Genomic DNA, 22,975 nt, shown 5'->3' on the forward strand with positions numbered 1-22,975 from the left:
GGGAGGATGGAGGGTAGCGGCATCAGTTTTGAAGAAAAAGCAGCCGCCGCCAGATTATGACTGTTGGCGCTTTCAATACTGCCGGTTTAGATGTTATTTCGCTCACACAAAACACGCTTTACACGTTTAGGAAAACCTCATATGACAACAGAACTACGTAGCGCCATCCTGGCTGTTGCCCTTGGTCTTGCACTTGCTTCCTGCAACGGGCAGGTGGCAGAGCAGAAAGCTCCGGAACAGGAAAGCCATCATGCCACCGCGCATGAGGCAAACGCGCAGGATGGGGCGCTGGCCATACAGGCACAGGCTGAACCTGATACCCTGAAGGGCAGCCTGAAAGCCGAGGCGCACGGACAAATAGGGCCTGCCCATCTAACGGTTGCCTACCATTCTCCTGCCGTGCGCGGCAGAGTGATATGGGGCGGCCTGGTGGCCCATAACCAGGTGTGGGTAACGGGGGCACATTCGGCTACTAGCCTGCAGACGGACCAGCCGGTCACGATAGGAGGGCAGCCGTTGCCGGCAGGGAAGTACGCGCTCTTCACCATTCCGGGGGAGAAGGAGTGGACGGTGATCATCAACAAAAACTGGGAGCAGCACCTGGCAGACGATTACTCGGAAGCAGAAGACGTGGTACGTTTCACTGTGACACCTGAGAGATTGGAGCAGCACCAGGAGCGGTTGCGCTATCAAATCGTACCCCAGCGTGATGCGCAGGGAGCGGTTGTCATGACATGGGACAAGCTAAAACTGTCGCTTCCGGTGGGCGTATAGCGCAAACTTTGTACTCAATCCCAAGCTAAGGAGTATGCGTTGCAACATTTTAATTATAAGGACTTAACTAATCATGCTTTCTGTGAAAACAGCCACTGGAAGCGTATAAGCACTGGTTAGTGCTCTTTAAGAATAGTTTTCCTCTTCCTGCAAAGGAACTTGCCCAAGCTCTCCGGTTATGAAGACTGCGGTGCTTTTTCATAAGCCTGCTTTATCCTATTACCGGCTGAAAATATCCTGTCTGCTGCCACTCCGTATAGCAGAACCTGACTGTCATTCACTAAACATCAGGATAATGGAAGAGAACAAGCACAAGGATAACAAAGGGCAGCACAGCGGCGGCATGGGCATGCGCGGCGTTACGCGCCCGATGGCCGAAAAGGAAATCCGCCAGCACAACCAGAACATGCATGGCGACAGCGAAAACCATGCGAGTGGTGGTCATGATCAGAAGCAGGACAAGAAAAAGGGCATGATGATGTCGGAGGACATGCGCAAGCAGATGCTGCACATGCACCACATGCAGACGCTGTGGGTCTACTGGATGATCATTATACTTGGGGCCTGGGTGCTGCTCTCGCCGCTCACCTTCGACTACGGTATCGGCACGGTGGAGCCTTCGGGCGGCAGGAGCGTGTGGCTCACCATGGAGCAGCGCATCCAGTTTATGAAGTGGAGCGATATTATCAGCGGAGTCTTGCTGATGTTCTTCGGCTGGCGCGGGCTCACGCCCAACCGCCCCGTCAGCCTCTGGATCTGCTGCTTTATCGGTATCTGGCTTACCATGGCACCGCTGCTGTTCTGGGCACCAACGGCGGTGGCCTACCTGAACGACACCATGGTGGGCGCGCTCATCATTGCCCTGACCATACTCATACCCGGCATGCCCAACATGATTATGTACATGAAAATGGGCCCCGACACGCCCCCCGGCTGGAGCTACAACCCCTCCAGCTGGCCTCAGCGCTGGATCATGATGGTGCTGGGCCTCGTTGGGTGGGTGGTGTCGCGCTACCTGGCCGCTTTCCAGCTGGGCTACATCGACTCTGTTTGGGACCCCTTTTTCGGGCAGCAGAGCGAGCAGGTGCTAAACTCGGCCATGTCGCACAGTATGCCTGTTTCCGATGCGGGCCTGGGTGCTATTGCTTATACTTTCGAGTTCCTGATGGGCTGGATGGGAGCCCCGAGCCGCTGGCGTACGATGCCTTGGATGGTGGCCATTTTTGGTATACTAGTTATTCCGTTGGGCATGGTGCACATCTTCCTAGTAATAAGCCAGCCTATTATTGTGGGTGCTTGGTGCACGTTCTGCCTGCTGGCCGCCGCTATCATGATTCCGATGATCCCGCTGGAAGTGGACGAGGTAATTGCCATGGGGCAGTTCATGAAAAAGAAGGTAAACCAGGGTGAAAGCTTCTGGAAAGTGTTCTGGAAAGGCGACACCATAGAGAGCGATGCAAAGGACGAGGCACCGGAGATGATGGCGTTCCCGCAGAAGCCGGGACCGGTATACAGCGCCTCCATCTGGGGCATCAGCTTCCCGTGGACGTTGACCGTAGCCATGCTGCTTGGCATCGCCATGGTGTTTGCGCCAGCCGTTTTCGGAGTGCAGATACAGGAAACCGTGGCCGATATTTTCCATTTGGCAGGCTCGCTGGTGGTGGTTACTTCTATTTTCTGCATGGGGGAGCCTTTGCGCAGGGGGCGCTACTTCAACATATTGCTGGGGCTTACAGTGGCCGTGGCGCCGTGGTTTTTGAACAACAGTCCTGTCGGCTTAAGTATAACAGGCGTTGTATTAGGATTGGCAGTAGCGGCACTATCACTTCCGCTGGGGCCTAAAACACAAAATTATGCAGGCTGGGATGCGTACATCAAGTAGAGAGAAAGAGCTTAATGAGCAGGGCTTACTGCCGGACGAGGAGATAGCGGCACAGGTGCGCGACCTGTTGTACCGGAACATGATCAGCGGGCAGCGGGAAGGTTTTGATTACCATTATACCAAACCGTCCCCGGGCACTTATCCTTACCAGTACTTCTGGGACACCTGTTTTCATGTGTTCATACTTCTGGCGATGGACGAAGTGGACATGGCCAAAAAACACATGCGCAGCCTGTTCCAGATGCAGACCCCCGATGGCTTCGTCGGGCACATGAGCTACTGGAAACGCCTTTGGCCCGCCCGCATCACCGATATTTTTCAGCTCCGGCCCAAGGATGCGCTGCGGGTATACAAACCCCACATGTCGGCACTGGTGCAGCCGCCACTAGCCGCTCAGGCCGTGTTGCGCATTTACCAATACGCTCCAGATCAGCACTTCTTAAATGAGATGCTGCCCAGGTTAAAGTCTTACTATAACTGGCTGCGGCGCAACCGCGACTTTGAGGGAGAAGGACTGCTTTCCATTATCTCTCCCTACGAGTCGGGCCTGGACTGGAAGGCAAGCTTTGACTCTGTGCTAAAGTATGATAAGGGGTTGGCGGGGCCGCAGTTGTTTTGGAAGGTACTGCAGGTGGATGCGCATAACTTCTTTTACAACTATAACCTGCCGGCTATTTACCGCAGCAACAGGTTTATTGTGAAAGACGCCGCTTTTAACACCATCTATGTCCAAAACTTGGAAGCATTGGCCCAACTCTGTGTCCTGGCTGGCGATCAAGATACAGCCGCATATTATCAATCACAGGCTGAAAAAACGGGCAGGAGCATACTCAAGTACATGTACGATGATGCCGATGCTGCTTTCTACGACCTAACCGGGCACAACTACCGAAAGCTGAAGGTTAAAACAGGCACAATCTTTTTCCCGGTGGTACTGCGCCAGGTGCCCGGTGAAGTTGGCAAACGCGTACTGCAGCGGCACCTGCAACAGCGGGATGGCTTTCATGTGCCCTACCCCATCCCGTCGCTGGCTGTGGATGAACCCGCTTTCAATCCTGATGAATCGCTCTACATCTGGCGCGGGCCCACCTGGGTGATGTTCAACTGGTTTATGCACGGGCACCTGCTCGACGTAGGCTACACCCGAGAGGCAGAGGAACTGCTGTTGAGTATAAAGCGGCTCATCACCAAAAGCGGCTTCCGGGAGTACTATAATCCGTTCACCGGCGAGGGCCACGGAGCACATAACTTCACATGGTCTGGCTTGGTGCTGGACATGATCCGGAGGCAACAGAAGGAGGAAAGCGGTGGCCATGGTAAGACAGACATCCCTATTTATAGCGTCCATGACCCTCTTTAGCCCGGTGGCTAATTTCATTCAAGGTTAAAGAATATGCAATAAATGTTGTCGTATTAAAGCAGTGAAATGCTGTTTGTTTCCAGGTTAGCCTGCCGCTTCACAGCTCACCGCCCCGCGATGCGCTCTACCGGGGCACCATAATACGCGGGAACACGCGCAGGTACACCTGCAGGCTTACAGGCAGCTCACCGTAGTATGGGTGCAACTGACTGTCGCCCCTGAACACGCTAGCCTGCGCTCCCAGGTTAAAGTTGACGGTTCCTAGCTCAAACAGTTGCCTGTTAGCTCCCACGGTGAGGGCGTGGATGCCCAGCCGCTCGTCATGCCCGAAAGCCTCATCCTCAAACCCCAGTTCCTCCCCGGACTTCTGTACAAACTCATAACGCCCGTACACCGCGTACCTGTCGCTTTGCAGGTTCGACTCCAGCAGGAAGGAGTGCTCCTTGTGGTGGGCATCTACATAGTTATATCCCCAGTTAAGGGTGGTGGTGAAGAAGCGGTTGTCACCCGGCAGCATGTTCCCGTACAGCACAGAGGCAGTCGTGCGGTAGACATCCTCATCTGGCTCGCCCACCTCCGGGCTCTTGACGTAAGCAGTTGACGCCTGCAGGCTCCAGCTTGGACCCGGGTTATACGTCAGGCGTATTGCGCGGGAGTCGAAGCGGGGTTTGTCGAAGTCGTACCGTTCCTCATCCGGCTCACGGCCTGTGAAGGAGGAGCCTTCCAGCTTAAAATTGCGATAACGGACACCCAGCGTGGCCACTCCAAAGGTGATATGGGTGGCATCCTGCCAGTGGTGGCCCAGCGGCGAGTCGGGATTGTTCAGCGCCGACGGGCGGTGCATGAAAGCCACGTTGCTTAAGGCTGGCTCACCGGGGTAGCCCAGGTAAACAAATACATCCGCCTCCTCCGAAATCATGTGCGTGTACCCTATCGATAGTTCGCTGAAGAGGTCGTGCGGGTGCTGGCGGTCTATTAGCGGAGAGCCCTCGAAGGTTTCGCCGGTCTGAAAGAGCAATGGATAGCCGTTGCCGCCTACCGTCAGCGGGTCCAGGGATATCATGCCACTGACGCGGAAAAGTCCCCTGTCGCCGACAAACCGCTGCCCCATCAGCATGAGCCAGTTGGGCGCGTCAAACTGGCTGTCGCCCCGGGTGCCGGCTTCAAACACGTCCTGCTTGTTATAGCGCAGAAACAGGTTGTAGTGCAGCATCAGCATCCAGTCGCCCCGGTGATACATGTTGCCGTACATCGGTGACTCATCCGGAAGCCAGCCTGTGCCGGAGGCATTACGGTTCATAGGCAGGTTTCGGGAGAAGGCATGCGACATCGGCATCTGCGTCTCTCCGTGCTGCATGCCTGAATGCAGCATATGCACCTGATGTTCCATTTGATGCGTTGTATCCTGGGCCTGGTGCTGGTGGCCCTGGTGCTGTGCTGTGGCTGGCAGAGCCAAAGCGGTGATGACCAGGCAGTATAGTAGACTTTTCAATGTTTTCATAGCGTATTAAAACGGTGGCTGTACGTGTGAGAATGTCTGTTCTATAGTTTAGGAGGGTAAGCAGAACGCTATCTCCTGTTTGTGTTCATGTTGCGCATCATCTGCTGCATACAAGCTTCGTCCATCATGCCGTTCTCATGCATCCGCTGCATCATGTTCTGCATCATGCCGCTGTTGCGCATCATCATGCGTGACATTATGTTGCAGGCAGCCGTGTCTGTTTCGCACCGGGCCATCATCTGCTGCATCATATCTTCCATTGCTTCCGGGTTCTGGTTCATCATCATGCCGTCAGAGCCCATCATTCCTTCCATGTGTTCCCCGTTACCCATCATGCCACCAGCCGGAGCGTCCCGCATCATGGCCGTCATTTCAGTACGGTATGCTTCATTGTTCAGGATGGTGGAATACAGCTCCCTGCGTTGCGATTCGTCTTCCAGCACCTCCTCTACATTCGCAGAGGACTGGCAGCCTGTGAGCCAAACGGCTGCTGCCAAAAACATTGTTAACATCGTTCCTTTCATAGTTTCTAGTCTTAGTAAAGGTTTGCCACCCGTTAAGATACTGTACGTAGGTACGGGTTCAACAGCTGGCTTACTTCAGCTGCCTTCTGAGCAGCTGCGCATTGACGGCCACAATCACAGTGCTCAGGCTCATGAGGGCGGCACCCACGGCAGGAGATATCATGATGCCCTGCTGGTAGAGCACCCCGGCGGCAAGCGGCAGGGCAACAATGTTGTAACCTGTGGCCCAGATAAGGTTCTGAATCATCTTGCGGTAAGTGGCTTTGCCGAAGAGAATGAGCGAGGCGATATCCTGCGGGTTGCTGTTGACCAAGATAATGTCGGCTGTCTCTGCCGCCACGTCCGTTCCGGAGCCTACGGCGATGCCCACATCAGCCTGGGCAAGGGCAGGGGCGTCGTTCACGCCGTCGCCTGTCATGGCCACGAACTCTCCCTGCTGCTGCAGCTCCTTCACCTTCTCCTGCTTCTGGTGCGGCAGCACGTTGGCCAGGTAGCCGTCCATGCCCAACTTATCGCTCACGCTTTTGGCCACCCGCTCATTATCGCCGGTGAGCAGCAGGTTCTTGATGCCGTTCTCCTTCAGCACCCGGATGGCTTCGGCGGACTCAGGGCGTATCTGGTCCCGCAGCGTGATGTAGCCTGCCACCTGCCCGTCTACCAGCACATACACCACCGTCTCCACGCCTTCCTCCGCCTGGCTCTGAGGCACCTGCACGTTAAATTCCTTGATGTAGTTCGGACCTACCACCTTCACTTCATGCCCCTCCACTGTGCCCTCCAATCCTTTGCCAGGTAAGTAGTGAAAGTTGTCTGATGCTGGCACAGTAATACCTTCAGCCTTCGCCTTTTTGAGGATACCCTGCGAGATATAGTGCTCTGAGTGCTGCTCCACGCCGGCTGCCAACCTGAGCAGCTCCCGCTCACCGTACACCTGCTGAAAGGTCACTACCTGGGCCACCTCATGTGCCCCCAAGGTCAGGGTGCCGGTTTTGTCGAAGATGATGGTGGTGATGTTGCGGGAGTCCTCAAAAGCGGTGCGGTTGCGGATGAGCAGGCCATTGTTGGCGGACACAGCAGTTGATATGGCTACCACCAGCGGAATAGCCAGCCCAAGGGCGTGCGGGCAGGAGATGACCATCACCGTCACCATCCGCTCCAGGGCGAAGTCCAGTTCTGCACCGGCAACCAGCCAGGCGGCCAGCGTGCCGAATCCGGCGGTAAGGGCCAGGTAGGCCAGCCATTTGGCGGCTTTGTCGGCCAGGCGCTGCGTCTCTGACTTTGTCTTCTGGGCGTCCTGCACCAGGGTTATCACCTTGTTGAGGTAGCTGTCCTTGCCGGTGCTCTCCACGCGCACCTGCAGCGAGCCGTTGCCGTTGATGGAGCCGCCGATCACCTGGTCGTCCTTTGCCTTCTGCACCGGCTTGCTCTCGCCAGTCAGCATACTCTCATTCAGGTAGCTCTCGCCCTGCACGACCACGCCGTCAGCAGGCACTTTCTCTCCCGGTTTCACAAGGATGATGTCCCCCTGCCGCAGTTCCTCCACCTTTATAGTATAGGTTTGCCCGTCCCGGATCACCTGCGCCTCGGCGGGCATCATGCTCACCAGTAGCTCCAGCGCCTTGGAAGCACCTAGCACCGAGCGCATCTCGATCCAGTGGCCCAGCAGCATCACCACGATCAGCGTGGCCAGCTCCCAAAAGAAGTCCATGCCCTCCAGGCCGAAGGTGACGGCCGTGCTGTAGATATAGGCCACGGAAATGGCCACGCCGATCAGCGTCATCATGCCTGGTGATCCCTTCTTCACCTCCTCCACAAGCCCCGTGTGGAAGGGCCAGCCGCCGTAGAAGTAGATGACGCTGGAGAGCACGAAGGCGATGTACATGCTGTAGGGCACGTCGAGCGTGTAGCCCAGGATGTGCTGCACCATGGGGCTTAGCACAATCACCGGCACTGACAGCGCGAGCGATACCCAGAAGCGCTTTTTGAAGTCCTCGATCATCATCCGGTGGTGGTCGTGCCCGTGCCCGCCGTGCCCCATGTGCTCCTCATGCGGCGGGCGCGTCCCTTCCCCGTGCGGCATGGCGTGGGAGTGGCCGTGGAGGGTTTTCTCCTCCAGCCGCTCCGCTGCTTTACCTGCTATGTCTTCAATCTTCCTGCTTGGACTTTTGTGGTTATGGCCATGGAGCTTGTGGTCGTGATGATCGTCTTGCATAGCTTTTAAACAGTTAAAGGTATGGTTTACAAATACTCGTACAGGAGCAGATTGGTTAGTTACCTAACAGCAAATATCGGAAAGAGGCAAAGTTGGGCAGGTACGCAAATGGGTAGATACACAAAACACATTTATATTATGAGCTATATACTTCCTGCCAGGACCAGCCGTCCATCTCCAGCAGGGAGGAAAGCATCATCTGCCGGTGCCTTTTGTCCGGGGACTGGCTCTGGCTTGTTTCCTCAGCGTTGCGCAGCGGTACTCCCTTCTCCTGCAGTTGCCTCACATCTGTTGTTGGGGCCTGCTGCTTGGGTAAGTGGCCTTTTACAGTTCCCTTCAGCACGTCCAGGTAGGTGTCAAGCGCGGTTTGAAGCATCTCTATGCCCGTGTCATCCTTCACTGCTCCCTGGGGCACCCGGTACCTGAGGAGCCGGTGCGCCTCGTACAGCTGCACGATAGCCGGTATGGCGGCGCGGCCCGGCTTGCTGTTGTGGAAGTAGTGGATAACCGGGTAAGAGTGGTGGTTCATGGTGTGCTGCATCAGCATCTGGCACAGGTTTGAGGTCTTGCCGAAAAAGGAGGAGAAGTCCTTCCCGTTCCAGCCGTTGGCCAGCATCTGCTGGGGTGTTTTGCCCATGCCGCTGATGTAGAGGCTGAGCGTGCTCTGCAGCCCCACGGCAGAGAGCACGGGCACAAAGTAGGTGATGGAGAGCGTAAGGGAGGCGAAGCCGCAGAACGCCGCAGCGCTGGTGACAAGGCGCCACACATCGCTGGATGCCTTGTAGTCCCCCATGCCCAGGGTGGAGAGGGTAAAGCCGGCGTAGTAGAGCTTCTCCAGGGGCCCGGCACTCACCAGGGTCTTGCTGTTAACGACGGAGCCTGGATCGGACAGCAGCACCAGGAACAGCCCCGACCAAAGGCCGAGGACCCAGGTCAGCAGGATGGACACCAGGATGGCAGGGCCGGAGTAGCTTAGCAGCTTCGATGTGCCGCGCTTCCCCGCCATAAGGAAGAAAGCCTTCCATACCCCATTTGTCACGGCGTTTGTCACCCTACCTCCGCCGCTGGAGGAGAGCGCCGTCTTGATGATGTCCAGTATGATTAAGGTAAATACAAGTATGCCAAGGCACAGGTACAGGATGTTCATGATTCGTGTAGCAACAATGGTTTGTTCTAATCAACGAGGCTGCTGCTGCTGGGGTTAGGAAGCTCAACGGACAAGAGGCGAAGAGAGCAGTCAGAGTGGGTTTTAGTGGGGCCTTGGCGGAAATTATGTAACGAATATCTAAAATTGTATAAAACCCCAGGCGCCTGTTCGGGTATAATACAGCATACATGAACATTTAAACATATAAACATCAGAACTATGAACAAGGACTTGATAAGAACACTGGCCGAGTGCGCCGCCGCCTGTAACAACTGTGCCATCTCCTGCCTGGGTGAGGACGATATCAAAATGATGGTGCCCTGCATCAGGCTGGACTTGGACTGCGCCGCCATCTGCAAGGAGGCCATAGACTACGTGTCGCGCGACTCCCGCTACGCAGGGGAGATCCTGCAGCAGTGCGCCAAAATTTGCAGGGACTGCGGCCAGGAATGCCAGCAGCATGAGGCACAGCACTGCAAGGAGTGCGCCGAGGCATGCTTTAAATGCGCCGAGGCTTGCGAGCAGTACCAAACAGCTTAAGCTGTAAGAATACAGTCATAGGTAAAAGAAGAGCGCCTGCGATCATCGCAGGCGCTCTTGCTTTCGGGGCTATTCCTTTTCCTGATGAGGAAGGTGTTATAGGCCCACATTTTCTTATAGTTTCCGCAGACTTTCTTTGCTTTCCGACCCGGTTGCTGCTCTGGTATCACTACAAGAAGAAGAGATGCGCGATAGCCTCTTATTGAGGTATGCTTTTTAAACTACCGGTTAATGTGTTATTTCGTAGCTCAAAAAACAATATACTTTAAGTTAAACCCACACATGACCAAAGGACTCCATCACTGCCTGCTCGCGCTAGCCGTTTGCTTTTCATTCTATTCCTGTAGCCAGCAAGAAGCAAGTCGGGAAGCGCCCGAACAAGGAAACCAGCATGCCACTGCTCATGAAGCCAAAGCATCGGAGGGCGCATTGGCTATACAGGCACAGTCTGAGCCTGACACATTGAAAGGGAGCCTGAAGGCAGAGGCGCACGGCATGATAGGCCCTGCGCATCTGACCATTGCCTATCATTCACCTGCTGCGCGGGGCCGGGTGATTTGGGGCGGCTTGGTGGCAAACAACCAGGTGTGGGTAACTGGTGCCCATTCAGCCACCAGCTTGCAGACAGACCACCCGATCATGATCGGCGGCGAGCAAGTAGCAGCAGGCAAGTATGCTCTGTTTACCATTCCGGGAGAAGAGGAGTGGACAGTGATTATCAACAGGAACTGGAACCAACACTTGGCAGACGATTATTCTGAAGCAGAAGATGTGGTGCGGTTCAAGGTAAATCCGGAAACTCTACAGCAGCATCAGGAGCGGCTTCGGTACGAAATCCTATCTCAAGGAGAAGAGCAAGGTGCAATTGTGATAACTTGGGACAAGCTAAAACTGGCGGTTCCGGTGAGCGCGCCTTCCATATAGCCGAGTGCGTGCTGGAGAGGACTAACCCTCTCTGCTGTTTATTACTCTCTTCTACGCCTTGTGGTGTCCCAGAAAAAGACGGTGGCTGTTGCACAACCGTCTGAATCCAGCCGTAAGCATATAAGTTAAACCTTTGGTGCTATGCAGGGCAGGAAGACTTTCAAGGATGAGAAGGAGCTGCACTTCTCGCTTTCGGCTCTAGGTGCCGGAGCATAACTTTTACCGACGGCTTAAGCAGCAACTGGATCTGGACTTTCTCTACGAGCTGACGGGGGAACTATACGGGCGTTGCGGCCAGCAGTCTATCGATCCAGTGGTGTTCTTCAAGCTCTGCCTAGTGGGTTACCTGGAGAACATCGTCTCGGACAGAAAACTCATCGAGCACTGCAGCCTGCGGCTGGACCTGCTCTACTTTCTGGACTACCAGCTCGACGAGCCGTTGCCCTGGCACTCCACCCTTTCTGAGCACCCGCCAGCTCTACCCGGAGGCCCTGTTTGAGGCCTTATTCAATAAAGTCTTCAGCCTGTGTGTGGAAAAAGACATGGTAGCGGGCAGTACGCAGGCGGTCGATTCAGCCCCCATCAAGGCCAATGCCTCCATGGAGAGCCTGGTTCTCAAGCAAGGTGCCGCATCCGCAGAATACCGCTTACAAAAAGCAGGAACAGAGCATCAGGATGTGAATAAAGAAGCGAATCCGTCTTCCGGGCAATATATCACTGCTCCTGACCACCAGCTGAAGCGGCTAGAGAGGCGCCAGCAGCGGCTGAATGAGCGCCCCACAGGGGCTATCGGATCAACCAATGAAAAGGCGCAGTTGCTTAGTAACTCTGGCGCACTACTCCCCGCACGATCCCGATGCCCGCATTTCTGTTAAGCCCGGCAAGGCCAGGAAGCTCAATTACCACTGCAGCCTGGCCGTAGATGCGGCCCAAGGTGTTATCTCTCATGTACGGGCAGACTTTGCCGACGGCAGGGACAGCCAGCACCTGCCTTCCCTGGTGATGCAGGTGCAAGGTAGGCTAAAGGAGAATGCGCTGCTCATGCAGGAGCTGCTGGCCGATGCCGGCTACTCCAACGGCTCCAACTACCACATGCGTGAGCAGCAGGGCATCACGGGCTGGATACCCGTGTTCGGCAAGTATAAGCCCGAAATAGAGGGCTTTCCCTATGACAATCGGAGGGACCGCTACATGTGCCCGATGGGAAAGCCGCTTCCTTTCATGGGCTTTGACCGCACTGCGGACGGCAGGCTGCTGAAGAACTACTGGGCGGCCCCGGCGGACTGCAGGCAGTGCGCGTGCAAACCCACCTGCGCCCCCAAAGCCCGGTGCCGGAAGATCACCCGCACGGCCTATGACGAGCAGTACCAGCGGGCATACGCCAGGCAGAACAGCAGGCGCGGCAAGCGCATGAAGAAACTGCGTCAGAGCACGGTGGAGCCTGTGTTCGGGAGCCTGGTGCAGCACTATGGCCTGCGCAAGATCAATGTCCTGGGAAAATCAGGGGCGCATAAAGTCATGCTCATGGCTGCCATTGCCTTCAATTTAAAGAAGTACATGAAGTTCAAGCCAACCAAATCAGTGATCATGGTCACGGCGCTGGAAAAAGAGCGCCAACAGGAGTTTAGACGCGGTCCCTTTGTATTTTCACTGCTCTTCTTCAGCTAAAACTGATAAAGATTGAACTGAAGACCTTTTGGGAAAGCTGAAAAAGAGAAAAGACAGGACTTGAAAATAGTTGTGCAACAGCCACGGCCGTTTTAGCGATACTTACAAGCAGTATGCAAAATTTATGTGTAGTAAGTCCCGAATTGCCGTCTCACAAATCAAACCAGTATTTTGATTTATGAGATGAGTTGGTGATACAGTAGAGCGACTTTACTTCTAGAGCATATCTACGAACATTTAATAGAGAGGGGAGGCCAAGAGAATAGGAGCAGGTAGCGCAGGAAGGTGGAAGGAAAAGTAAAGAAACATTAGCTCCCGTTAATGGTCAATTCAGCCTACTTATGGGGAGCGTATGACAGAGATGCGCAGCTTTAGTGTCCGAATAGTGTCCGAAGTACATGAAAAAAGGCCTTCAGTGTTAACTGAAGGCCTTTTTTCATGTAGACCGAAGGAGTGAATTATCGAACTTTATCCACAAAGATTTGGCTGCTTTAGACTCGTATCTTCAAATAGGAGAGGAGGTTTGATATCCATTCGACTGCTGAACATAACATATGTTCTAAGAAAATACAAATGCAGGCAGTGATAAAGTCATGTCTTTTACTGCTAGTCCGCTGACACAAATACTTCTATAGGAAGGGTATGCGGCATTGCTGTAAGCTAAACTGCTGTTCCCGGCTAGTCAGCAGAGAGAGGGTTCATTCTGAATAAACTCCGGCACACAAGTCTTCCAAGCGCCATAACCCCTCCGTTAGGATAAGCGTTTTTAAGATAAACCTCCTTTCATGCATGAATACAATCCGACTCACCCTCTTCTACCTCGTGCTGGTAACCGGCACACTGCTTATTATCGCCACGCTGCTATCCCTTATCTACGATGTGCGGTTCTGGTACATCAAGGCGCTGGACTTTCCGCGGTTACAGGTGCTGATAGGCTTGCTTGTGTGCCTGATTGTCTTTGCTTCTTTCAGCAAGCACTGGAAGCTTCCATCCGTGCTCTTCCTGCTGGGGCTGCTGGCTTCCATTGTGCTACAGGCTAGCTTTATCCTGCCCTACACGCCGTTGGCAGACAAAGCGGTAGAGACCGCTGCCCCTCATACTGTGGAAGAGGGCAGTAGCTTTAGCCTGCTGGTGGCCAATATGTGGATGGAGAACAGGCAGGCAGCCGCATTCTTGAAGATGGTGCATAATGCGAATCCGGATGTGGTGCTGGCCATGGAGACAGACAAATGGTGGACATCACGACTAAACCCCCTCCGCCAGCGTTACCCTTACCAGGTGCTGCACCCGCTGGACAACACCTACGGCATGGCCCTCTACTCCAGGTTCCCCCTGGAAGGCGCAGAGGTAAAGTTCCTCAGCCACGAGAAGGTTCCCTCCATTCACACAAAGGTCCGGCTCCCGGATGGCTCCCTCTTTGTGCTGTACGCCATGCACCCGGTGCCGCCAAAGCCCAGTGAGCACCCGGATAACGTGGGGGAGGAAGAGGTGGCCCTGCTGAAAGTGGGGGAGACAGTGGCGCAAAGGCAGCTGCCGACGGTGGTGGCCGGCGACTTCAACGATGTGGCCTGGTCCAGAACATCGCGCCTGTTTGGCACAGGCAGCGGACTGGCGGACGTGCGGGTGGGGAGAGGCTTGTATAATTCTTTTGACGCCACCTCCAGTCTCCTAAGGTGGCCCCTGGACCACGTTTATGTCTCGGGTGAGTTCAGGGTGCTGGAGCTGGAGAGACTGCCCAAATTTGGCTCAGACCACTTCCCAATCCTTGTTAAACTGGCGCTGGAGGAATAAGGGAAAATGAAGCAAGGCAAAGCATGAAATTAAGGAGTGGATTGACAGCCTGTAACGCGTGATTGCCCTCTGATCACCCCCTTTGTCATAAGGCATAGCTTGAATACAGTCTTCCGGGATCACATGGCAAGCGTGACCTTAAGGCAAACAGAAAAGCTGCTGATGTTTAATCAACGGCTTTTCTGTTTGCAAGCAGTAGTTTTCTCTGCTGGTTAACCACCACCCGGAGGTTAAATTCTACGCAAAGACCGGCTAATGTAACCCAGCCTGCTTTGAAAGGGTACAAAATGAGAAGAGAGGCAAGTGCTTCTCCATTAGAACCACTACGTATACAACTATGAGAAAATTAAACTTCAACTGGCTTTTTAGCCTACTCTTCCTGACCCTCTCCCTGACACTTACTGGCTGTGACTTTGTGGGCGACGTGCTGGAATTCGGATTCTGGACGGCCCTCATCCTCATCGCCGTAGTCGTTGCCATCGGGTACTTCATCCTTAGGATGTTCAGAAAGTAGGCCACCCTTAACCCCTGGTTTTGAGCGCGGGAGGCTGTGTAGTTAGTGTTGACATAAGGTATAGCCAAGTAGGGATAACCCATTCCACATACGTAGCGAAAGCGATCTTTTTGGCGGCGGTGGAGGTATATACTTGAGTTGCACCAACTCTACTGACATGGAAATACTCATTCTCATCCTCCTGACCCTGCTCAACGGATTTTTTGCCCTCTCGGAGCTGTCCATCATCTCTGTCAACAAGAACCGCATGGCCCAGCGGGCGAAGCAGGGAAGCAAGGGAGCGCAGGCTGTTGTTCAGCTTCTCCAGACACCCGAGAACTTTCTCTCGGCCATTCAGGTCGGCATCACACTGATCGCCATCGTGTCCGGTGCCTACGGCGGCGCGGCGCTTTCGGGTGACGTGGAGGCGTGGCTGCTGGGTGTTCCCTTCCTGGCCCCTTATGCCGACACCCTCTCCATCGTGCTGGTGGTCGGTCTGATTACGTACTTCTCCATCGTGATAGGGGAACTCATACCCAAGTCCCTCGCGCTGGGCAACGCCGACAATATCGCCGTTGCCGTGGCGCCCGTCATTCGGGGCTTCACCAAAGCCACCATGCCCCTGGTGAAAGTACTGTCCGGCTCCACCAACCTGGCCATCCGGGTGATGGGCATCAAGGAGCCAACCGAGGAAAAGATGTCGGAGGAGGAGCTGCGACAGGTCATCCGGACGGCAGGCAAGCAGGGAATCCTGGCCAAGGAGGAAATCCAGTTGCACCAGAACATCTTCTCCTACTCTGAGCAGCGGGCAAAGAACCTGCGCACGCATCGCAAGGAGGTGGAGTACTTGGACATCAACCAGCCGCTTGAAAACATCAAGGCAGCCATAGAGCACAGTGTGCACTCCAGGTTCCCTGCTACCGAGGGCGGATTTGATAACGTTGTCGGCATACTCACCGCCAAGCGCTTCTATGAGTATTGGGCTGACCGCAGGGGGGAGCCGCTTAGGAGCGTGCTGCAGAAGCCGCTCTTTGTGCCGGAGACCATGCTGGCGAATACGGTGCTGAACGTCTTTAAGAAGGAGAAGCAGTATATCGGTATCGTGGTGGACGAGTACGGAACGACCGAAGGCATCATTACGGTGCACGACATATTGGAGGCCATCGTGGGGGACATGCCTGACTTAGACGAACTGAATGAGCCGGAGGTGGTCAGAAGGGAGGATGGCTCCCTGCTGGTCAGCGGCTCAATGGAGGTGCACGAGCTGAACCGGGAGCTCAGGCGGGAGGCCATCACCAGGGACAACGACAACTACGCCACGGTGGCCGGGTTCATCTCCTATCGGCTGGGTAGGCTGCCTGCCACGGGCGACAGGGTGCAGGCCAACGGGTGCGAGCTGGAGGTAGTGGACATGGACGCCTACCGGGTGGACAAGGTCATCCTGAAGAACACCGATGCTTAGTCTGAGGTGTAGCCTGTAGGCAACAAGGATAGCCAGGGGTTGGGAAACAAGTGCTGCTGTCGTCAAGGTCAAAATCAGTCTAGTCATGGGGAGTGTGCGACAAAGACATACGGCTTTAGTGTCCGAAGCTAAAGAAAACAGGCCTCCAGCGTTAACTGAAGGCCTTTCGTGTAGACCGAAGGATGGAACATAGAACCTTATCCATAAGGATTTAGCGGCTGTGGAAAAGTACCTGCTGCAGGTGGGAGAGGAGCGGTTGAGCTTTTTCATCAGCTACATTGGGGATCATTAACATAACTAGTTTTATCCGCGAATCCCGCTCCAGTCTTCTGGAGGAGGTGCCGGTATTGGTACTTTGGCGGGAGATGCCGCTCAGACAATGGACAATGCGTCCTTTCCCCAGGTGCCAAAACAAGAAAGCCACCTCTTAAAGAGATGGCTTTCCATAAGTAGTAAATAGGTATAATTCTTTATTTATACAAGACAGACCTAGTCGCCCTTGCTCAGGGAGAAGCTGCCGTCACCGTTGAAGTCTGTCAAGACAATGGTCACGGTCCACGCTCCGGGCGTACCGGAAGAGGAGGTCACTCCTGACTTTGAGTCTTCCCCGTCCCCGGCAGTCAGCTTATTGTCAAGAACGTTTTTCCCTTCAGCGTCCTTTATCAGGAGCTGAAAGCTTCCTCCCTTGGAGGCGGTGATGTCCATGTTGTAATCGGCAGTGGGCATGGGGTTCTGCCAGGTGTAGGTCTTTGTGAAAGACCCTCCGTTGCCTGTCACATCCCCGTCAATGTCACCGCTTGCGATGGTGGTAAAGGTGGCGCTGGCTGTCGGGCCTTCCTCTTTCTCGCAGCTGCTAAAAAGTCCTACGGCAGCTAAAAGCATCACCATGAGTATCTTTGCTTGCTTCATTGTCTTTTTTCTTTTGTTGTTAATAATCTGTTTGAGAAACCGCTGCTTATTCCTATTCCTTTATTTCCACCTCCGTTGCCAGGTCCAATCCATCGGCCACCTCTTCAAAGATATCGGTGTTCTGGGTCGAGCTGATGACGATAACGCCCTGCGCGTTCTTTGTTGCCGTCAGGAACTCTTCTGCGGAGACACCGGCAAACCAGGCAACAGGGTTGAATGTCACCTGGGCCACCACGCTCTGCCCCTCGTCAAAGGTGACAGTGCCCTCTCTCTCCACCTCGAAGGTCTCAGATGAGTTGAACTCGAAGCGAACCGGGTGGGCCTGCCCCAGCGCATCGGTAAATGTTCCGTTCAGCACAATGGCGGGCTGGCTGCCACTATCCTGAAGCTCCATCTCCACCTCTATCTCCTCATAGGTCCCGGGGCGGATAGCAACGGCACTGATGTCAGGGGAGGTGGCGCCGGTGGCGAAGTCAATCTGCACGTCCTGCTCCAGCTCGAACTCCACCTCCAGGGAATCCACATCGCTCTCTGCCTCGAATTGAACCTCACTCAGTGTGATGGTGCCGGAGGTGAAGGAGAGGCTGTTGGCGGAGGCCGTCCTGCCGTTCACTGGTGCTGCTGCTGTAACGGTGTCAAAGCTGAGGCCCACCTGTGGCTGTGGCGCTGCGGTCTCCTCCTCCCCGCAGGCAAGCATGCCAAGTGACAGGGAAGCGATCAGTAATAAGGAAGAAGCTTTCATAAGAATAAAAATTTAATGTTTGTCTGTCTGCCAAATATCGGACAGGAACATGAAGGTAGGATGAAGAAACAGATATTCAATAAATATTATTTTATAATCTTTATTCTTCCCTGTGGAAGCTATCAAGAAATAGGGCAGGTGTGGCTAGATGCACGTAAACGGTGCTTCTGCTAAATAGTTTTATACTATATTCTTTATAAGACAAGTGCAATTATTTGCAATACAGAAAGGGGCTGTCCAAAAAGGGCGGCCCCTTTTTCATTTTCTCCTCTTTTGCTATTTTAGGGAGTATGAAAAGGCGCAACGTTGTTTTCAAGGAGCAGCCGGGCCACCAGGTGGTCCTCTTCCCCCAAAGCATCGGAGACCGCATCCCGGAAGACCACCCGGTGCGGCTCGTGGACCGGGTGGTCGATGAGCTCAACATCGACCGCATCATAGCCACCTACAAGGGCGGGGGCACGAGCAGCTACCACCCACGGATGCTCTTGAAAGTGCTCTTCTACGCTTACCTGAACAACATCTACTCCTGCCGCCGCATCGCCCGGGCATTGGAGGAGAACATCCACTTCATATGGCTCTCGGGCGGCAGCACCCCCGACTTCCGCACCATCAACGACTTCCGCTCCCGCCGCCTCAAGAACCAGATCCAGGACTTGTTTGCCGAGCTGGTGCGCCTCTTAAACCGCCTGGGCTACGTGAGCCTGGAGACCCAGTACGTGGACGGCACCAGGCTGGAGGCAGCCGCCAATCGCTACACCTTCGTGTGGCGGGGCTCAGTGGAGAAGAACAAGCAAAAGCTGGAGACAAAGATCAAGGCCGTGCTCTCGGACATCAAGCAGGCCATCAAAGAAGACAGGAAAGCGCCTCAGGAGCAGCCGCCCGAGAAGGTGGACGCCCAGCGCCTGAAAGAGGAGATCCGCCAGCTCAACGAGCGCGTGGCTGAGCTGGACAAGCAGGCCCGCAAGCAGGTGGCCAAACTGGAGAAAGAGCACCTGCCGCGACTACAAAAATACGAGGAGCAGCTAGAGAAGCTCGGTGAGAGGAACAGCTATAGCAAAACAGACGAGGATGCCACTTTCATGCGGATGAAAGAAGACCACATGAAGAACGGGCAATTGAAGCCCGCCTACAACGTGCAGATCAGCTCCGAGGGCCAGCTGATCACCAATTTCTCTTTGCACCAGCGCCCGGGCGACACGGCCACGCTGATCCCGCACCTGGAGCAGTTCCAGGCCCATTACCAGCGGCAGTCAAAAGAAGTGGTGGCCGACGCCGGCTACGGCTCGGAGCAGAACTACGCCTGGCTCGAAGAGCACCAGGTAGAGGCCTACGTCAAGTACAGCTACTTCCATCAAGAGCAGAAGCGCAAGTTCAAGAACGACATCTTCCACGCCCAGCACCTGTACTACAATGAGCAGCAGGACTTCTTTGTCTGCCCCATGGGCCAGCGCCTGGAGCGGGTGGGCCAGTACACCCGTACTTCTGAGTTAGGTCATGTCTCCTCTGTCACCCGCTATGCTGCCCGCCGGTGTGAGGGCTGCCCGCTGCGGGGGCAGTGCTTCAAGGGCAGGGGCAACCGCATGATCGAGGTCAACCACCGCCTGCGCCAGTTAAAGGCCCGGGCACGGGAGCGGCTCTTGAGTGAGGAGGGAATCCGCCACCGCAAGCGAAGGGCCATTGAGCCCGAGGCTGTGTTCGGGCAGGTGAAGAGCAACAACCGCTTCACCCGCTTTAGATTGAGAACACTTGCCAAAGCCGAGGTGGACTTTGGCCTGGCGGCCATGGCCCACAACCTGCGCAAAATAGCCCGCAAGGGAGTGAAAGCCTTCCGGCAGGCCCTGGAGAGGGGCGCCTCCGGCCTTTCCCAGCAGCTAAAACAGCCAACTGCGGCTCATACCGGCCTGCTGGACCAGCTGACTACCATTTTCAGCCCGAGAAGAGCCGTTTTCCAGCTGGCCGCCTAAAAAACAAAATCAACCGGATAAACCAAAAGAGGCTGCCCTTTCCGGACAGCCTCTTTCTGTATTGCAAAGCTAAAGTCCGCAGGGACTATTTATGACAAAAAGAGCAGGAGGCCCTTGAGGGGCGCAAATTAATAGGTATTCCCAAACAGAAACAGAACGGAAAAATGACTGACGATACCACTCAAGCATCTTATCCACAACTCCCAGCATGAAAGAAGAGGCGTGCAAAGCACAATGATCAACAGCAGGCTTTCAGCCGGTGGGAAGGCTAGTTCAACGAAGCCATGCCTTGTACTCGTCACGAAAAACGTGGGAATAAATGTATCGTGGAACATGCAGCGGTACCTGCCCCTGCAGCCTATTTGTAGTCTCATTTTGTCGTCTCACAAATCAAAATAACATTCGTTTTAAGATATGAGCAGCTGAGACCGTTCATGATATCATGAACGGTGTGTAAAAGGCTAATCGATAGATGTACCTAAAGTCAAATAATAATAGGGGAGGCCACAAAAAGAATAAGGCAAACAACCCAAGCTTTACCCCCTCCATAAAAACAAAAATTTGGCCTAATCGAGAGGTGGTAAATTTACAGGTGGCGGTATTAGTGTCCGAATAGTGTCCGAAGCAAATGAAAAAAGGCCTTCAGCATTAGCTGAAGGCCTTTCGTGTAGCCCGTAGGGGAATCGAACGTTGATTCTTTGAGGCTATTAATTCCTATACTTTTAATATTAGCCGCTGTGTAGCAGTTCGGAGGCTATGAATAAAAACGAGGGGCTACAAGAGCCCCTCGTCTGCCAGGGAGCAGTAGGTCTCGCTGGTGAGGATGAGGTGGTCCAGGACGGAGATGTCGAGCAGCTCGCCGCCCTGCTTGATCTTTTTGGTGAGTTGCAGGTCAGCCTGGCTGGGTTTGGGGTTGCCCGAGGGGTGGTTGTGGCAGAGGACGATGCCCGAGGCGCAGGCCTTGAGGGCGGCCACGAAAACACCCAGCACCTGGTTGGCCCGGTTCAACAGCAGCACCTTGAACTGCTCGACGAACTCGAGCTTGCTTGAGTCCCGGCTGTCTTTCAGAACCTGGTAGGAGTCCGCAGAGCAGGTGACCTGCGGCCTTTCGCTGGGCTTGACGCGGTTGCGGTAGGAGAGCTTGACTTCGGCCACTCTGTGGAAGGCGGATTTCAGTGTCTTTTCCATAATCAGCTTGTTTTTTGAGTGTGCGGAATTGATCATGGTGCCTTCGGCGCCGGAGGGAGGGCAAGGTGGAGGCGGTGAAAATGCGGAGGGTCCGCCCTCGGTGGATACCCATTTTGTCTGCACGACCTTGCTCCCGTATCCGGCCGGGAAGGCTACCTTTGCCCCAGAATGAATGACGGTTGGATCTTTGCTTTGGGGTGGTTTGGTACACTACTTTCAAAGCCTGTCCGATCTGCTTTTATGTTGTTACTGCATTGCAGTTGAGATGTGGGACTGTGAGACTATACACCTTATGGAGCTGAGGTTTCCTTACTGGGACGACAGGGATTTTGCAAGCTTATAGCTATTGAGGCGGATCTTCATTTTAATCAGAAGATTTCACCTATAGGGGTTGCTTGCTGAGGTGAAAAAGCAGGGCCCATTTTAGTAAAAGCATATTAAACACTTCTACCGAAGTGTTGTATGATGGAGCTTGCGTTCGCTAAAAAGTATTTTTCTTTTTTTGCGAACATAAAAGACGAAAGATTGCTTCCTACAGTCAGGAAACTGGAGGAAATACCAGGTATTGAGGGTTAAGCATGGCCCGAGCCATGATCTGTTAACAGTTGGTTTGCTGTAAATCAAGAGGGGAAGCTACCGGCGGAACTGGCATGTGGAATTGAGAGCTTATACCATCCATTCTGCCGCGGCTGCTTCAGCAGTTTCGAAATCTTAAGCTACTGCTGCTGGTGTTTGCCTACCTCACATCAAGTGCTAGGGAGCAGGTGCAGCAGGAAAACATGGCCTATGCAGATGCAGCCCTTTATTGTAAGTCAGCCTCAATATAGTAGTGGAGGTTTTCCTTTGTGATGATGTCCAGCGGCAAGTACTTAATGGCGTTGTGTTTCTTTTTGAAGATCAGGTAATCGGCCAGCCCCTGAATGCCCCAGTACCCCTGGCCTTTCGGGTTTTGGTTGATAAGGAAATTGATTTGGTTAGTGTTCAGGTGAGCTAGGTTCTCTTCAATTAAATCGTAGCCTATCAGGTGCACGTGATGCAGCTTCTTCTGTGCAAGGTAATCGGCCATAACATACGCCTTGGAGTTCGTGACAAACACGCCCCTGATGTCGCGGTTGTTCTTGAAGAGCTTGTCCAGCTGCTGTGTTACGCTCTGTTTGCCACCGCTCTGCAGGTCTACCTGCACAACATTATAGGCAACCTCTAGTTCCTGCGTCATGAAGTAATCCACAAAGCCCTGCTCCTTACTGATTAGGTGAGAGGAGTTGGCCACATCTTCCTCGATGTGCGCCACCACGAAAGTACACTTTTCCTTATTGCCAAAGTGTAGCAGTTTAGCGGCAAGGGAGCCACTCTGGTAAGAGTCCTGGCCAATATACATGAGCGGCTCGTAGTTAGGAATGTGCGTGTTAAAGAGCACAAACGGAATGCCCTGTTGTCTCCACTTACTAAAGTAGGAGAGCGACTGGCGGTAAAAAACAGGGGCCACCAGTATGCCGTCAAAAGGTTTGGAGGCTATTTTGTCGGCCTCTACCACAAAGGACTCTGCGTTGAATGGATCAAAGCAGAATTGCGTTACCCGTATGCCGTACTGCTGCAACTCCTCTTCGGCTTTTTCAATCCCGTCCTTGGGGGCTTGCCAGTACCTGTCGTATGCAGGATCAGGGATCAGCGCAGCTAGCTGATACGTTTTGTTTTTAACCAGGGCACGGGCCAGGAAATTGGGCTTGTAGTTAAGCTCCTCTGCAATTTTAAGTACCCGCTGGCGTACGTCTTCCGCCACCCTTCCGCGGTTATGCAGCACGCGGTCCACTGTACCCGTTGATACCTTCGCTTTCTCAGCTATATCCTTTATTCTAATAACCTTGTTCAAGTTCTGCCTAGCGTTTAACGTGTG

General features: G+C 54.1%; 20 protein-coding genes and 1 pseudogene. 12 read left to right on the plus strand and 9 right to left on the minus strand.

The annotated features are described in order from the left end of the window. Nucleotides 1-141 precede the first annotated feature (141 nt). From PKOR_RS16065 to PKOR_RS16075, 3 genes are all read left to right on the plus strand, one after another. Nucleotides 142-774, plus strand: coding sequence for a DUF2911 domain-containing protein (locus PKOR_RS16065; protein ID WP_046312081.1), 633 nt, complete (start codon nt 142-144; stop codon nt 772-774). Between the two features lie 295 nt (nt 775-1,069). Then, on the plus strand, nt 1,070-2,656 hold the full coding sequence (locus PKOR_RS16070) for a vitamin K epoxide reductase family protein (protein WP_046312083.1): 1,587 nt from the start codon (nt 1,070-1,072) through the stop codon (nt 2,654-2,656). After that, nucleotides 2,640-4,016, plus strand: a complete 1,377-nt coding sequence (locus PKOR_RS16075) for an amylo-alpha-1,6-glucosidase (RefSeq protein WP_235336622.1) — start codon at nt 2,640-2,642, stop codon at nt 4,014-4,016. Before PKOR_RS16070 ends, PKOR_RS16075 begins: the two co-directional genes overlap by 17 nt. A 124-nt stretch (nt 4,017-4,140) precedes the next feature. Here the strand turns inward: PKOR_RS16075 and PKOR_RS16080 are convergent, their stop codons facing one another. The 4 genes from PKOR_RS16080 to PKOR_RS16095 form a co-directional block, all read right to left on the minus strand. Continuing rightward, nucleotides 4,141-5,517, minus strand: coding sequence for a TonB-dependent receptor (locus PKOR_RS16080; protein WP_046312084.1), 1,377 nt, complete (start codon nt 5,515-5,517; stop codon nt 4,141-4,143). 68 nt (nt 5,518-5,585) lie between these two features. Beyond that, the gene (locus PKOR_RS16085) at nt 5,586-6,041 is read right to left on the minus strand and encodes a hypothetical protein (RefSeq protein WP_046312085.1); all 456 of its coding nucleotides are present in this window, start codon (nt 6,039-6,041) and stop codon (nt 5,586-5,588) included. Nucleotides 6,042-6,111: 70 nt separating this feature from the next. Then, nucleotides 6,112-7,845 carry a copper-translocating P-type ATPase gene (locus PKOR_RS16090; protein ID WP_235336632.1) on the minus strand — a complete coding sequence of 578 codons (1,734 nt, stop codon included), beginning with the start codon at nt 7,843-7,845 and terminating at the stop codon, nt 6,112-6,114. 544 nt (nt 7,846-8,389) lie between these two features. Further along, nucleotides 8,390-9,400, minus strand: a complete 1,011-nt coding sequence (locus PKOR_RS16095; RefSeq protein ID WP_046312089.1) for an ion channel — start codon at nt 9,398-9,400, stop codon at nt 8,390-8,392. Nucleotides 9,401-9,619: 219 nt separating this feature from the next. Here PKOR_RS16095 and PKOR_RS16100 point away from each other — a divergent pair, with 219 nt between their 5' ends. From PKOR_RS16100 to PKOR_RS16120, 8 genes are all read left to right on the plus strand, one after another. Then, the gene (locus PKOR_RS16100) at nt 9,620-9,940 is read left to right on the plus strand and encodes a four-helix bundle copper-binding protein (protein ID WP_046312091.1); all 321 of its coding nucleotides are present in this window, start codon (nt 9,620-9,622) and stop codon (nt 9,938-9,940) included. Nucleotides 9,941-10,222: 282 nt separating this feature from the next. Continuing rightward, nucleotides 10,223-10,864, plus strand: a complete 642-nt coding sequence (locus PKOR_RS16105) for a DUF2911 domain-containing protein (RefSeq protein WP_046312092.1) — start codon at nt 10,223-10,225, stop codon at nt 10,862-10,864. Nucleotides 10,865-11,066: 202 nt separating this feature from the next. Continuing rightward, nucleotides 11,067-11,363: a transposase gene (locus tag PKOR_RS25660; protein ID WP_235336634.1), complete on the plus strand. Its 297-nt coding sequence runs from the start codon at nt 11,067-11,069 to the stop codon at nt 11,361-11,363. Nucleotides 11,364-11,394: 31 nt separating this feature from the next. After that, nucleotides 11,395-11,739, plus strand: a complete 345-nt coding sequence (locus tag PKOR_RS25665) for a hypothetical protein (RefSeq protein WP_235336637.1) — start codon at nt 11,395-11,397, stop codon at nt 11,737-11,739. Beyond that, complete coding sequence (locus PKOR_RS25670) at nt 11,666-12,532, plus strand: transposase (protein WP_235336652.1); 867 nt, start codon at nt 11,666-11,668, stop codon at nt 12,530-12,532. The genes PKOR_RS25665 and PKOR_RS25670 overlap by 74 nt, the downstream gene beginning before the upstream one ends. Nucleotides 12,533-13,321: 789 nt before the next feature. Then, nucleotides 13,322-14,323, plus strand: a complete 1,002-nt coding sequence (locus tag PKOR_RS16115) for an endonuclease/exonuclease/phosphatase family protein (RefSeq protein WP_046312094.1) — start codon at nt 13,322-13,324, stop codon at nt 14,321-14,323. A gap of 337 nt (nt 14,324-14,660) precedes the next feature. Further along, complete coding sequence (locus tag PKOR_RS25320; protein ID WP_200897383.1) at nt 14,661-14,837, plus strand: hypothetical protein; 177 nt, start codon at nt 14,661-14,663, stop codon at nt 14,835-14,837. A gap of 157 nt (nt 14,838-14,994) precedes the next feature. After that, the gene (locus PKOR_RS16120) at nt 14,995-16,278 is read left to right on the plus strand and encodes a hemolysin family protein (RefSeq protein ID WP_046312097.1); all 1,284 of its coding nucleotides are present in this window, start codon (nt 14,995-14,997) and stop codon (nt 16,276-16,278) included. Nucleotides 16,279-16,489: 211 nt separating this feature from the next. On the opposite strand, the gene PKOR_RS24810 is transcribed toward PKOR_RS16120, so the two are convergent. From PKOR_RS24810 to PKOR_RS16130, 3 genes are all read right to left on the minus strand, one after another. After that, a complete protein-coding gene (locus tag PKOR_RS24810) occupies nt 16,490-16,702 on the minus strand; it encodes a hypothetical protein (RefSeq protein WP_148561720.1) in 213 nt (70 codons plus the stop codon). Between the two features lie 65 nt (nt 16,703-16,767). Continuing rightward, nucleotides 16,768-17,187, minus strand: a complete 420-nt coding sequence (locus PKOR_RS16125; protein ID WP_046312099.1) for a hypothetical protein — start codon at nt 17,185-17,187, stop codon at nt 16,768-16,770. Between the two features lie 52 nt (nt 17,188-17,239). Beyond that, nucleotides 17,240-17,929, minus strand: a complete 690-nt coding sequence (locus PKOR_RS16130) for a hypothetical protein (RefSeq protein WP_046312100.1) — start codon at nt 17,927-17,929, stop codon at nt 17,240-17,242. A gap of 290 nt (nt 17,930-18,219) precedes the next feature. On the opposite strand from PKOR_RS16130, the pseudogene PKOR_RS16135 reads away from it, so the two are divergent. Next, nucleotides 18,220-19,743: pseudogene (locus PKOR_RS16135) on the plus strand (IS1182 family transposase); the annotation flags it as partial. A gap of 924 nt (nt 19,744-20,667) precedes the next feature. Here the strand turns inward: PKOR_RS16135 and PKOR_RS16140 are convergent. Together PKOR_RS16140 and PKOR_RS16145 are read right to left on the minus strand one after the other, a co-directional pair. Beyond that, nucleotides 20,668-21,081, minus strand: a complete 414-nt coding sequence (locus PKOR_RS16140) for a JAB domain-containing protein (protein WP_046314572.1) — start codon at nt 21,079-21,081, stop codon at nt 20,668-20,670. An 802-nt stretch (nt 21,082-21,883) separates the two neighbouring features. Then, entirely contained in the window at nt 21,884-22,951 is a 1,068-nt protein-coding gene (locus tag PKOR_RS16145; protein WP_046312101.1) for a LacI family DNA-binding transcriptional regulator, read from the minus strand. Nucleotides 22,952-22,975 lie beyond the last annotated feature (24 nt).

Source organism: Pontibacter korlensis, assembly GCF_000973725.1.
In the GTDB taxonomy this organism is placed as follows: Bacteria; Bacteroidota; Bacteroidia; order Cytophagales; family Hymenobacteraceae; genus Pontibacter; species Pontibacter korlensis.

Coding starts and splice junctions, on each gene's coding strand:
- PKOR_RS16065 (WP_046312081.1), top strand. CDS start 142: ATGACAACAGAACTACGTAGCGCCATCCTGGCTGTTGCCCTTGGTCTT.
- PKOR_RS16070 (WP_046312083.1), top strand. CDS start 1,070: ATGGAAGAGAACAAGCACAAGGATAACAAAGGGCAGCACAGCGGCGGC.
- PKOR_RS16075 (WP_235336622.1), top strand. CDS start 2,640: ATGCGTACATCAAGTAGAGAGAAAGAGCTTAATGAGCAGGGCTTACTG.
- PKOR_RS16080 (WP_046312084.1), bottom strand. CDS start 5,517: ATGAAAACATTGAAAAGTCTACTATACTGCCTGGTCATCACCGCTTTG.
- PKOR_RS16085 (WP_046312085.1), bottom strand. CDS start 6,041: ATGAAAGGAACGATGTTAACAATGTTTTTGGCAGCAGCCGTTTGGCTC.
- PKOR_RS16095 (WP_046312089.1), bottom strand. CDS start 9,400: ATGAACATCCTGTACCTGTGCCTTGGCATACTTGTATTTACCTTAATC.
- PKOR_RS16100 (WP_046312091.1), top strand. CDS start 9,620: ATGAACAAGGACTTGATAAGAACACTGGCCGAGTGCGCCGCCGCCTGT.
- PKOR_RS16105 (WP_046312092.1), top strand. CDS start 10,223: ATGACCAAAGGACTCCATCACTGCCTGCTCGCGCTAGCCGTTTGCTTT.
- PKOR_RS25670 (WP_235336652.1), top strand. CDS start 11,666: ATGAAAAGGCGCAGTTGCTTAGTAACTCTGGCGCACTACTCCCCGCAC.
- PKOR_RS16115 (WP_046312094.1), top strand. CDS start 13,322: ATGAATACAATCCGACTCACCCTCTTCTACCTCGTGCTGGTAACCGGC.
- PKOR_RS25320 (WP_200897383.1), top strand. CDS start 14,661: ATGAGAAAATTAAACTTCAACTGGCTTTTTAGCCTACTCTTCCTGACC.
- PKOR_RS16120 (WP_046312097.1), top strand. CDS start 14,995: ATGGAAATACTCATTCTCATCCTCCTGACCCTGCTCAACGGATTTTTT.
- PKOR_RS16125 (WP_046312099.1), bottom strand. CDS start 17,187: ATGAAGCAAGCAAAGATACTCATGGTGATGCTTTTAGCTGCCGTAGGA.
- PKOR_RS16130 (WP_046312100.1), bottom strand. CDS start 17,929: ATGAAAGCTTCTTCCTTATTACTGATCGCTTCCCTGTCACTTGGCATG.
- PKOR_RS16140 (WP_046314572.1), bottom strand. CDS start 21,081: ATGGAAAAGACACTGAAATCCGCCTTCCACAGAGTGGCCGAAGTCAAG.